The 11,994-nt window shown below is 47.5% G+C and carries 15 protein-coding genes; 1 reads left to right on the top strand and 14 read right to left on the bottom strand.

Going from position 1 to position 11,994, the window contains the following annotated elements; genetic code table 11:
• Positions 1-287 precede the first annotated feature (287 nt).
• The 13 genes from MKY85_RS02425 to MKY85_RS02365 all read right to left on the bottom strand — a co-directional run bounded on the left by MKY85_RS02425 (position 288) and on the right by MKY85_RS02365 (position 9,879).
• Entirely contained in the window at positions 288-704 is a 417-nt protein-coding gene (locus tag MKY85_RS02425) for a pyridoxamine 5'-phosphate oxidase family protein (RefSeq protein ID WP_074093246.1), read from the bottom strand.
• Between the two features lie 641 nt (positions 705-1,345).
• A complete protein-coding gene (locus tag MKY85_RS02420; protein ID WP_339258540.1) occupies positions 1,346-1,804 on the bottom strand; it encodes an NUDIX domain-containing protein in 459 nt (152 codons plus the stop codon).
• Complete coding sequence (locus MKY85_RS02415) at positions 1,801-2,598, bottom strand: 5-oxoprolinase subunit PxpA (RefSeq protein WP_342571690.1); 798 nt, start codon at positions 2,596-2,598, stop codon at positions 1,801-1,803. Before MKY85_RS02415 ends, MKY85_RS02420 begins: the two co-directional genes overlap by 4 nt.
• On the bottom strand, positions 2,595-3,629 hold the full coding sequence (locus tag MKY85_RS02410) for a biotin-dependent carboxyltransferase family protein (protein ID WP_342571689.1): 1,035 nt from the start codon (positions 3,627-3,629) through the stop codon (positions 2,595-2,597). Before MKY85_RS02410 ends, MKY85_RS02415 begins: the two co-directional genes overlap by 4 nt.
• A complete protein-coding gene (gene pxpB / locus MKY85_RS02405; RefSeq protein ID WP_342571688.1) occupies positions 3,626-4,342 on the bottom strand; it encodes a 5-oxoprolinase subunit PxpB in 717 nt (238 codons plus the stop codon). Before pxpB ends, MKY85_RS02410 begins: the two co-directional genes overlap by 4 nt.
• Before the next feature lie 37 nt (positions 4,343-4,379).
• Positions 4,380-5,213 (bottom strand): DUF2785 domain-containing protein, encoded by an 834-nt coding sequence (locus MKY85_RS02400; RefSeq protein WP_342571687.1) that lies wholly within the window; start codon positions 5,211-5,213, stop codon positions 4,380-4,382.
• Positions 5,214-5,807, bottom strand: a complete 594-nt coding sequence (locus tag MKY85_RS02395) for a histidine phosphatase family protein (protein ID WP_339239256.1) — start codon at positions 5,805-5,807, stop codon at positions 5,214-5,216.
• The gene (locus MKY85_RS02390; protein WP_342571686.1) at positions 5,804-6,394 is read right to left on the bottom strand and encodes a DUF1572 family protein; all 591 of its coding nucleotides are present in this window, start codon (positions 6,392-6,394) and stop codon (positions 5,804-5,806) included. The genes MKY85_RS02395 and MKY85_RS02390 overlap by 4 nt, the downstream gene beginning before the upstream one ends.
• 67 nt (positions 6,395-6,461) lie before the next feature.
• Positions 6,462-6,791 carry a DUF952 domain-containing protein gene (locus MKY85_RS02385; RefSeq protein WP_339258533.1) on the bottom strand — a complete coding sequence of 110 codons (330 nt, stop codon included), beginning with the start codon at positions 6,789-6,791 and terminating at the stop codon, positions 6,462-6,464.
• A 51-nt stretch (positions 6,792-6,842) separates the two neighbouring features.
• Positions 6,843-7,400, bottom strand: a complete 558-nt coding sequence (locus tag MKY85_RS02380) for a GNAT family N-acetyltransferase (RefSeq protein ID WP_339258532.1) — start codon at positions 7,398-7,400, stop codon at positions 6,843-6,845.
• Between the two features lie 28 nt (positions 7,401-7,428).
• A complete protein-coding gene (locus MKY85_RS02375) occupies positions 7,429-7,836 on the bottom strand; it encodes a DUF2809 domain-containing protein (protein WP_342571685.1) in 408 nt (135 codons plus the stop codon).
• 4 nt (positions 7,837-7,840) lie between these two features.
• On the bottom strand, positions 7,841-8,392 hold the full coding sequence (locus tag MKY85_RS02370; RefSeq protein ID WP_339258528.1) for a GrpB family protein: 552 nt from the start codon (positions 8,390-8,392) through the stop codon (positions 7,841-7,843).
• Between the two features lie 380 nt (positions 8,393-8,772).
• On the bottom strand, positions 8,773-9,879 hold the full coding sequence (locus MKY85_RS02365; protein WP_342571684.1) for an Ig-like domain-containing protein: 1,107 nt from the start codon (positions 9,877-9,879) through the stop codon (positions 8,773-8,775).
• Positions 9,880-10,059: 180 nt separating this feature from the next.
• Here MKY85_RS02365 and MKY85_RS02360 point away from each other — a divergent pair, with 180 nt between their 5' ends.
• Positions 10,060-10,263, top strand: coding sequence for a hypothetical protein (locus MKY85_RS02360; protein WP_339239248.1), 204 nt, complete (start codon positions 10,060-10,062; stop codon positions 10,261-10,263).
• Positions 10,264-10,493: 230 nt separating this feature from the next.
• Here the strand turns inward: MKY85_RS02360 and serS are convergent, their stop codons facing one another.
• Entirely contained in the window at positions 10,494-11,792 is a 1,299-nt protein-coding gene (gene serS, locus MKY85_RS02355; RefSeq protein WP_342571683.1) for a serine--tRNA ligase, read from the bottom strand.
• Between the last annotated feature and the right edge of the window lie 202 nt (positions 11,793-11,994).

Below are 11,994 nucleotides of genomic sequence, written 5' to 3'. Positions count from 1 at the left end.
GCAATGTTCAGCCATTGAAAAGCATTATTTTTTACATTACCCGCACATATCTAGGCCGGTTTACATTATCATGCGTGATTTCGACATTTTTTTCAACATTTTAGTAGGTATTTAGTGCTCACTAGCTTTAAAATACGTATATTACATGTTTCTTACATGTATATCCATTCATCATTATTCACTCATATCAAAAACCGTGAAACCTTAAAGGCTTTCACGGTTGGAGTGAACTCTGCGCGCATTCCGCATAAGGACGCTATTTGGCAGAGGTTATTTTCATCGTTGGATTATTGTTCCCACACATGATGTTCATGATCTTTCCCTGTATATTCAATACGAGTCGGAGTGATGTCCAGAATGACATAGTTCGGATCATTAGGTCCATCGAACCACGCCTTCAGTTCGTCATTCCATACTTGCTCACGCAAACCTTCGTTCTTGGTCACTTCACAGGTTCCTTCAATCTCAACGACTTCCTTGGAACCACCAGCCTCATAACCAAGCAGCAGGCTAACATTCGGATTATTCTCCAGTTCCTCTACTTTGTGTGTACGGCGGTTCGTTGCCAGATGAATGTTCAGTCCATCGTTGAAAAGCGCCATATAGCGGGATTTCGGTTTACCATTCTCTACAGTCGAGAAGCTGCAAAAAGGGTTGTTTTCCAATGCTTTTACAATGTTTTGTTCCAATTCAGTCTGGTTCATGGGAAGTGCTCCTTTCGGTTTGGGGGAATATTGGGAGGACTATGTAGGCGGCCGTTCCGGGTACGGATCGTTCTTTGGATCGCTGTTATCTCACGATGATCCTGATCTCTTCCTCATATACATTGGATTAAAACCGATTCACACTGGCACTACGATGACAGAACAACCTTCCAATCGCTGTTACCCCCAGATTTTCTGATTCCCTTCTCTCAAAGGGAAAAATCCGGTGATAAAGGCGAGCGCTTCGCTTTTTCAGGTTTCTTCTGTCCTCTCCGTTATCGTGTGAATGCTTAATTCCAAAGGATATATGAATAAAAATTCAAGATACATGCGAACGCTTCGCTTCCTCAGAATCGATTCCGTCCCCTCCACTACGTCTACCGTTCTCCCAATTAAGGGTGAATAATAAAAAGTACAAGAGAAGTGTAGTTGTTACTCTCTCTTTTGTTTAATGACAGTTCATTAATCGCTTATCACTAGCGCCAGCTTAATGCTGCTCTGTAATAAGCCTGTACTTATAGTGTACCCACCTCACCTATGGTGAATCCCATGAACCTGTTTGCAAACGTGACAAAATTGGAAAAGTCCTTTATGAAAATGTTTACATACAGGGATTAGCCCTTATGGCTCCTATGATCATTTTAATTCAAATCTCCAAGATAAATAGAAGATGAGCCTAATTGAAGCAGTAGCTCACCAATGGTTTTTGGATATAAACGAACCTGAGACAGCTCTTCCAGAGCAATCCATTCCACGGCGACTTGATGGTCGTCAGGATTGGAGCCTTCAAAAATAGTTGCCTCCGGATTGATCAGGCTGCACGCAAAATAAAATTCAACCTGGTGGATATCTGCATCCCACTCGGCGAATTCATGATTTTTTCCGATATACTCTCGAATATGCAACAACTCTCCCACGTTCACAGCCTGGCCAATCTCCTCCAGACATTCACGTGCGACCGCATCCTTGAGTTCTTCACCTTTCTCCTGTCCTCCACCCGGGAACACATAAGCGGTACCATATTGGTCTTCCAGCCGAATGACCAGCAGTCGTCCATCCTGCACAATAACGGCCTTCGCCGAGTTGCGTATGGGTTTCATTCTGTTCTTTCACTCCTTGTCATTTCAAAATTATGCGCGGATAACTGAATGCCTTCCGATTCCAGCACACGACGAATCTCTTGAGCAAATGCTAGAGCATTCGCTCCGTCACCGTGGATGCAGACCGTCTCTGCCTTCATGGAAACCCGCGTGCCATCCGTGTGTACAACCACGCCGTCTTTCACCATCTGGAGCACTTGAGCAATCGCTTGTCCAGACTCTTCAATGACAGCCCCCGCTTGGCTTCGAGGGGTTAGCTTACCATCCGCCCCATAGGTTCGATCCGCAAACACCTCGCTCACACTGCGCAGACCGATGCGATCCGCAGCGTGAATCAGCTTACTGCCCGCCAGACCATACAAATATAGCTCGGGTTGTACTTGATAGATCGCCTCCACGATGGCTTCAGCAAGCTTCGTATCTTCTGCAGCCATATTGTATAAGGCGCCGTGCGGTTTCACGTGATGCATTCGCCCCCCACTTGCACGGACAAAGGCATCCAGCGCACCGATCTGATACACCACCATGTCATATGCTTCCCGTGGCGTAATGTCCATACGTCTTCTGCCAAACCCTTGCAGATCCGGTAATCCGGGGTGAGCGCCAATTGCCACCTGATGCTCCAATGCCTTCTCCACCGTGATCCGCATCGTAGCCGGGTCCCCTGCATGAAACCCGCAGGCTATATTGGCTGACGTAATTAAGGGCAGAATGGCTTCGTCCGATAACGTGCGATATATACCATAACTTTCGCCCAGATCACAATTGATATCCAAGGTTTTTGAGGTATTCATTGAGCGCCCTCCATTCTTGCCATTCTTCTGCGTATCAGCTTATCCATGAGCTGCATATTGATCTCCTGTTCCATGTACAACTGTCGGGCTTGATCATGCGTAATCTGTGCAAAAGAAATTCGGGTTCCCGGCCTAGCCTGAGCCAGGATTGGCATATCCACCTGAGCTACCTGTGCTATGACAGGATAACCTCCAATCGTCTGATGGTCTGCCATCAAGATGATCGGCTGACCATCGGGTGGCACCTGCACCGTGCCATAGGTAACGGCTTCTGACAGCCGATCCAGCGGCTGATTCAGCTCCAGTCTGGAGCCTTGCAGGCGATAGCCCATCCGATCGGATTGCGGAGAGATTACGTATTTTTCGGCATAGAAATGTCCCAGACTTGCCTCGCTGAACAGCGAGCTGTCCTTGCTCTCCATCACACGAATAACAGCTCTCCCATAATAGTCAGGTCTTTCACGTTCAGATAAGAACCACGCAGGTGCCAATATTCGGCGGCCCCGCTCACTTTCTTCTACCTGCTGCTCCATACGTTTCATCCATACTTGTGCTTCACCAGAAGGTTCACCTGTAGATAACAGGTCTGCCGCACGCAGGGCTCTTCCTTCCACACCGCCAATACCTGTCTTAAGATCTGTACTTCGACTGCCCATCACTTCCGGTGCAGCTATTCCACCCGCTAACGCCAGATAACAACGCAAGCCATGACGACACGGGCCAAATTTCATTACACTTCCAGCCCGCACCAGCACAGGACGCCACAAAGGTACAGGCAGATGATCCACCGTTGCTGTCAGATCCCCCCCACATAATGAGACTAGCTGGCTCTCCTGAAATCGAAGCTCCGGCCCCGTCATCGTCATCTCCAGCAGTGCTGCATTTCGGGGATTGCCCACAAGCATATTGGCGGCTCTGGCTGCAAAGGTGTCCATGACCCCGCCAGGATGAATACCATACCGGCGATAGCCGGTTCTGCCTTCATCCTGAATGGTAGATAACAGCCCAGGACGAATCACTTCAACACTCATCGTTCATCCTCCATCCGCTTCAACGCCAGATAGTCCTGCTTCGTAATCTGTTCAAATCGAACCCGATCACCTGCTGCCAGCAAACTTGGTACCTTCTCATCCGGCCGAAACAACCGGAGGGGCGTTCGTCCAATACATTGCCATCCTCCGGGTGTATCTACCGGATAGATTCCCGTCTGTTTGCCCCCAATCCCTACTGTACCGGCCTCTACCCGAAGCCTTGGCGTTGCCCGTCTGGGCGTAGCAATCCGTTCAGATAACCCACCGAGATACGGAAAACCTGGGGCAAATCCAATCATATGGACCAGATAATCCCCGGATGTATGAATTGCAATAACGTCCTCTGAGGTCAGTCCATGCTCACTGGCAACATAGTCCAGATCAGGCCCCCATTCGCCACCGTAACATACGGGAATCGTGACCGTTCTGGGCTTGTCTTGTACGGATTCCTTCAATTGGTTCAACTGTTGAAGCAGAGCGCGGCACAACTCGGGGTACGGGGAGATGAACGGATTATAAAATAGTGTAACGGATGTGTATGAAGGCACCCATTCGATCATGGCAGGCAGAGTTCTTTTTTCCAGCAAAGCACATACAGACGCCACTCTGCGCTGTACCGCGACAGACAAGTGATCCCCGCAATCGATGATAACGGCTGTCTCACCCAGCGGAAACAAAATCTCCTTTGTCCAAGCATACGGTAATTCGCTCATTCGCGATCTCCCCTCTGTCCACACGTTTAGCGTATCGTTATTTATCTCTCTCCAATGTCAGCAATACTAGTGAACGAACCGCCGGAAACGGCTCGTCTTCTTCTGTACGTATCGCAAGATACAGTGTCTGCAAAAACAGACGCACATTCAGGTCCCTATGACTGGTATCCAGAAATGATCTGTTTACTGCCTTAGTTTCTTGATGAAGGGAATCGATCCACAACGTAATATCTTTTTGCTCCAGCAGATTGCGACGAAGAATGGTCACTACAGCATGCGCTATTCGCTGATCTTCATCATGGATGTAAACGTCACTTGATTCGGTTATTTTCCGACTGATTGCATGCAGAAGTTCCAGCAGTTCCATTCGCTCCAGATATGGTGACTGAGCCAGGTCTTCAACCGCATCCGCCGCATGTGCGGGGGCATGCGCCCAGCCCTTATCATCGACATAGCCGCGAAGATCTTTTTCACATGCCAGATATGTAATTAACCGTTGATGAATCCCTGCGATATCCACCTTGTTCAGGAAAGGTTTCTCTCGATCCACATTCAGGATTGGAGGCAGTAACAATATGGAGAACGTCCGTGTAAACACACTGTCCGTTCCCTGCTCTCCGATGCCATGGAAGAGGTGCTGGTCATCCAGAGCCAACTGCAACAGATGCCTCAGCTCGTCTTCCGTAAATACACCCTTTCCAATCCAGGTTGCAAACGTAATATAGATCAATTCATCCCGCAGGACAGGGTCAGGACTGCCAATATGTTTCATCATATGCAGCGCCAATTCGTAAGGTTGTTCCACATGGTTTATGGACCGATTAGCTGACTGGATATGCTGCAATTTTTGCTTTAACGTCAGAGCATCCATCTATTGTGCATCCTTGGACGAATTCAAATGCACGCTGCAATTGTACAGTTCGCATTGCCATGTATCATCTTTCTTGGCAATCCGCGTAATGGATGTATTGGACAGCTTCACACTAATATCAAGCTCAGGCACCAGACCTCGTAATGTATTCCGCAGGACGGCTCCGTGACTGACCACGATTACTTTGCCATCAGGATGCTGCTGTACAATCTCTTCAAGCACTGCACTGCCTCGAACAGTCCCTGCATCTGCAAGCTCCCGTCCCAGATCCAGGGTACTCCAGTCCGCTCCCCACTTGGCTAACCGTTCCTCTTCCGTCGTTCCTTCGACCTGTCCTCCGCCCATCTCGCGAAGTCTGGAGTCCAGATGGATCTCCTGAATGCCCAAGCGATCACCAATGATGCGAGCCGTCTCACTTGCACGTTCCAAGTCACTTGCATAGATGGCATCCCATGATTCCTCTGCCAGTCTCGTTGCAAGTAAAACCGCTTGTTCCCTTCCCTCCTGATCCAGCGGATTGTCCGTCTGGCCCTGAGAACGTTTTTCCTTATTCCACGCTGTGCTTCCATGGCGAATCAGTGCAATTTCAGTCATTGTTGTTCCTCACCTTTTTCGATATGAAGTTCATCTTCTGTAAAATGTTTGCGTGCCTTTGGCTTGGCAAATTTGCCGCCGTTATATTGAGCAGATCCATTTCTCGGGATCGAGAGACTGTCCCACGCTGTTTCTTTAAGCATTTTTGCGGCAAATACAATCTGTCCGATATGATATGGATAGTGCGCCAATTGCCGAATAATGGCCTCCATGACGGTATGCCCTTCATTGCGAATATATATGATATGAGACAATTGTTCCGGGGTAAATGAACGAATGGCTTCGAGCAGGCATGTCCAGCCTTCCTCCCATTTGGCAATCAACTCTTCCCGGGAAGCAATATCATTCACGAATTCGGCATCCCGTTCACGCCAAGGTTTCTCTCCATCTGTTGTCAGTACATCTGTCCAACGGGACAGCATATTGCCCCAGAGATGTTTTACAATCACCGCGATGCTGTTCGCGTCTTCATTCCAGGATTGAAACAACTGCTCGGACTCCAGTTGCGCCATAGCTTTTTCCCCGAGCTGCTTGTAATACAGAAATTGCTTCTCCGCCGTTTCCAGAAAAACCTGATTCATATCCATCCGTTAACCACCCTTCGAAAAAAGTAATATCGCCCTGATCACGTTCATCCCGATACGTCACTTGCCTTTATTCAGGAAATGAGAATGTACCATCAGCATTCGGTTCAAATGGAATGACTTTACGTACTGCATCCAAATTAAGTTCTCCATAAATATGTGGAAATAGTTCATTCAATTCGTATAGATCTTCATACACCAGTTCCGGCTTTAACGCCTTCTCATCAATACTAAGCAATAACAGATCCGTGCGACCTGCATAATATTGCCCGGCTACCCATGGAATCTGTTCCTTGGTGGAACAATGAATGAATCCGTCTGTCTCCAGGCTGTCTGGTGCATACTCACTGCCCTTGGACACTTCCTCCCACAATGAACGGGAAATAATACTGTAGATCATGGTTCCGCCTCCTTCATTTTCTGCGATGTACCCTATGTGTCGTTGGAAATATTATAGATCATCCCGGATACGGGAGTACATTTTTTGATCTGTAAAGATACCTTTGATCTTCAACTGTTTACGCAGCAAACCTTCATACGACATGCCCAGTTTCTCCATGACACGTGCTGAGCCTATGTTGCCTGCATTACATTTCCCTTCCAGCCGGTTGCAGTCCAGTTCCTGAAAACAATAATCCACGATGGGTTGCATCGCTTCTACAGCAAGCCCCTTGCCCCATTGACTGCTGGCTATCGCGTATCCCAATTCAGCACTTTGCATGTCTTCGTTGAGATGAAAAATGCCACCTCTCCCGATTAACGTCCCTGTTTCCTTCAGGACAAAAGCCCAGATATGGACCGTTTTCCGTTCATAATTATCCAGTACCCGCTGAATATATTGCATTGAATCTTCAACCGTCTCATGGCAATTCCACAAGCTTTGCTGACTCACCCTTGGATCAGAGGCAAACGCATAATATTCGTCGAGATCATCCATCGTAAGACGTCTCAGTCTTAAGCGCTGTGTTTCGAATTCGGGTGATTCGGCAAAAAGTTTTTCTACATTCATTCAGCATACCTCCATGATTCACTTGAGTTCAGGTTCCACCCATCTTATTTCTCAGGAAATAACGATCGATCATAACCATGCATAGAATACCGACCGTATATCGAATCAGATCGATCACCAGAAAACCATGTCCCAAAATAAGTGCACCCCATACGGTTGAACGTATTTCAATCAGCCAAGGCGTCTGAATCAACTGTGTGAACTCAATCATCCAGCTGAATGCACAGCTCAAACACATCGCCCATACCAAACTGCGACGAGGCCACACCATGCGTACTCCGAAATAAATCATACCCGCCCAACATGCATCCCCGAAATGTTCGTACACCCAACCCGGCAATCGTTCACCATAGTGTCTGGATGCGAGTCCTGCCGCCATGGTCATCATGACTGCGAAGAAATAGATCAGCCTGTCTCTGATAAGTACGATTTTCAATCAATCACACGCCTTCATCAAGCACTTGTAAAATAAATTGCGTTTTGGCAGCGGTATACGATTCCCTGTCTTCCTTATTCTCATCAGCAAGCTTCATCTTAAGGGCGGCGTAAGCTTCCACCAGATCTGGGCGTTTTCTGAGCACATCCCGAAACTGCATTTGACGATTCCAACGTTCTTCTCCCGGGCGCATCAGATGAAGGTGTACAGATCTCTTGCCATCCTTAACCTTCACCCAGAATCGTCTATAATCCCGACCATCCAGTTCAGGCGGAACGTAGTTCCAGCCCAACGGATTCAACTGATCGGCAATCCGATCCATGTCATCCCATGACTGAACCTCTGCCATCAGATCAATAATGGGTTTGGCGGGTAACCCTGGTATGGATGTACTTCCAATATGTTCGAATTGATGGATATTAAATTGCTCTAAAAGGTGTTGAAGTTGCCGAATTTCTTCCTGAGCCTGCAAGTCCCAATTCGGATTGGGCGGAGCGATCTCTACCGACTCTGTCGCCCAGGCAGGCCAGTTTTCCGGTTGCATTGGATCTGTCATTCAGGTATCTCCTCTTCCACATGACATCTTAAATGGTAACCTTCTCTGTATTTTTCATAGGTGCGTTGCTTCATGCATTCAATCGTAGTACTCCGTTGAAATGTAAGTATGGAACTTAGGGATAGAAGAAGATATTTCAGGTAAGCCAGATCACTAGAGTTAGGGTCCGAGCTGATAATCGAAGCTTTCATATTCATCCCACCCATTCCCGTTATATTGTTGTTAAAACAGAAGGCATTCCAGATCCCTATTTCTATATATCCAAAAAGGAGCGTATGTCTACGCCCCTAATTGTCTGATACCCTTGATCATATAATGCTGTTAACGTGATGATGTACTGAATTTTTGGATTGATGCAAAGTGCTTCATTATATATAAATTTATTTTACCGTAACAGGGATGGTCACTTTTTTGTTGCCCCACTTAGCCGTTATGGATGTTTTACCTTTGCCTACAGCTACAATCTTGCCATTCGTTACTGTCGCTACGCTCGGCTTTGTGCTACTCCACACCGCACTGTCAGTCACAACAGTGGTTTTACCCGTATCATACTGGGCCATCACACTCAGCGTTGTACTTCCCTGTGGGGATAAAACCAGTTTTTTCTGACCTGTAATCAGCTTTTTGAGCAAAGGTACAACGGTAACCTCTGCCTTTATTGTCTGATTTTGATAAGTTCCTGTCAAGGTGGCTTTTCCTTCAGTCAGCGTTTTGACTGCTCCATTTTTTACGATAGCTACATTTGTATTGGAAGAGGTCCATATCACTTGTTTTGAAAGGTTGATCGTCTTGCCGTTTGCATAGGTGCCAATCACCTTCAATGCTTTTGACTTCTTGATATTCAGCTGCATGGATGCAGGTGTAACCTCAACTTTGGTAATTTCGTCCGTCACAGCAACGGGCACTTTCACAATCGTTGTTCCGTATTTGCCTTGAAGCAATACTCTGCCTGGCGTAACGCCTTTGATTTTACCGTTTTCCAGCACAGCCGCGCTACTTGATACCGACCATACAATCTCAGACGTCACATCCTCTACCTTTCCGTTCGCACGGGTAATGCTTACTTTCGGGAGGGTGTTTTCACTGCCTTTAACAAAATTATAGGAGTTTGGTGAAGCTTTGATGCTTTTAATCTTCTCCTGAACTTGCACAACCAACTGGGCCTTAACCCCGTCTACTTCTGCAAAAATGGTTGCTTCGCCTGCGGCCACAGCCTTGACTTTGCCTTTCACCATCGTTGCAACTGCTGCATTACTGGTGGACCAAGTCACGCCTTCGGTAACATCCTGCTTATTATCAAAACCTTCTACCGTGGCCATCACCTGAAGTGTAGCTGTTTCGGATACACTCATCTTCTGCGGACTGTTATTGGTTATTTCAATCGATGTCACATCACCTGTAGCCGCCAAGGCCAACGAAGGGACAAGTATTGTTAATGTCATAATTAGAGCAAGCGTGCCTCGAAGCGCCAGTTTGATTCTACTCATTTCTATCTCCATCTCCCATAATCCAATATTTTACTTCTATTATATTATATCGGATACGATTAGCATAAAGTTGAATAACGTAAGTGGGAGTCTTGGAACAATTCATGATTTTCATTGTATAATATGGGAAGGTCGCGTAATACTGTTTTAATAAACCTAAAAGATGGGGGTGGGATATGTATGATCGAAAAGAATTTGCTTGATATGGTTTCACCTAAAAATAATCGTAAACGTATGAAAGCTATCGTCACTTCGACATCCACCATGATTCGTCCTGAAGACGAAATGGTTCTATTGATGAAAACAGCCCGCAATCGTTTCAAAAAGGCCCTTGAATCTGGACAAATTGAAATCATTAACGAGCGTGAATGGAAGCTGCGTTAACATTTAAGAAATAATTTCATTTACTTACATATAACGAAGAAATTTGTGATCAAGAAAGTAAGCTATACCTTAGGTCCGAGCACTAACCAAATCTGTTAAATTTGGCACAAATTTTTAGGGGATTGGTTGATTCAATAGCGTTACCGTTTAAAAGGGGATGTCCCTCGTCACATGTAACTTGACGTGTGGAACATCCCCTTTTCTACTGCCTAAAGCGTCACATAACCTCTCTACTTCACTTCATCCTGCTCTGGCAAAATCAAGCTCTCCACGCCTCCCATATAGGGCCGCAGGGCTACCGGAATGCGAATGCTTCCATCCTCTTGCTGATGATTCTCAAGCAACGGAATCAGGATACGCGGCGATGCCACCGCCGTATTATTCAGCGTGTGACAATAGGCCAACTTACCCTCGGCATCCAGGCAACGAATATTCGAACGGCGAGCCTGAAAATCATGCAGATTCGACGACGAATGGGTTTCCCCATATGCACCACGGCTCGGCATCCAGGTCTCGATGTCATACTGTTTGTACGTTTTCTGCGACATATCTCCGGTGCACACGGCGACAACACGATACGGCAGTTCAAGTAATTGCAGCAATTCCTCAGCGTGTCCCGTAATCTCTTGCAGCATGCGCTCCGATTCTTCCGCATCAGGGGCACAGAGAATGACCTGCTCGACTTTGGCAAACTGATGCACACGGTACAATCCGCGTACATCACGTCCGCCGGAGCCAACCTCACTACGGAAACACGTCGATACCGCGGCCAGCTTCACCGGCTCCTTCACATCGACAATCTCATCCGCATAATACGAGACAAGCGGCACTTCAGAAGTCCCCACCAGCCACTTGTTCTCCCCTTTGAGTTCGTAGACCTGATCCCGACCCGTTGGGAAGAATCCGGTGTTCACCAGCGCATCCTCCCTGACCATCAGCGGAACCTCCATTGGTGTAAAGCCGTGCTTCAGCAACAGATCCAGCGCCAGTTGCTGTACTGCCCGATGTAATAACAGGCCAGCGCCTTTCAATACATAGCTTCTTGTACCACCAATCTTAACGCCACGGGGAATATCGATCAGATCATGCAACTCCCCAAGTTCCACGTGATCTTTGGTGGTATACTCGAACGTTGGAACCTCTCCCACACGTCGCAATTCCACATTATCCGCATCCGACGTGCCTTTCGGGGTATCCGGGGATACGATATTAGGTACCAGCCATTGCAGCCTGGTTACTTCCTCCTGCACAGGGGCGAGCTTCGCTTCCACCTGTTCCAACTGTTCATTGATCTGTTTCACCTGCGCCCGCAAACCATCGGCCTCTTCCCGATTCCCGGCTTGCATGAGTCTGCCGATGTCTGCGGATAACGTATTGCGTAATCTGCGCCCTTCTTCCGATTCCTGCAAAAGTGCTCTGCGTTCCTCATCCCGCTCCAGCAATGTGCGAATGTTAATCTTGATTTTTTTCCCGTCTGCTGCCGCCTGAACCTCTTCTGCGTGTGCCCGAATCCACTTCATTTCCAACATGGTCACCGTCTCCTTTGGCTGTAAAAATACAAAGAGCGCCCTCATCCCTTGGGACGAGGAGCGCTCTGCTCGCGGTGCCACCCAACTTGCTGAATCAGGATATCCTGCTTCCAGCCTCTTGGTCCGCGATAACGGGCGGTTCCGGTTAACTTGGGGAAATATCGCTCCCCTGGCGAAAACGCCTCCGAGTTGGATGCTCATC

This window comes from Paenibacillus sp. FSL R5-0749 (assembly GCF_038595085.1).
Taxonomy (GTDB): Bacteria; Bacillota; Bacilli; order Paenibacillales; family Paenibacillaceae; genus Paenibacillus.
This window is presented reverse-complemented; position numbering and strand designations above follow the sequence as displayed.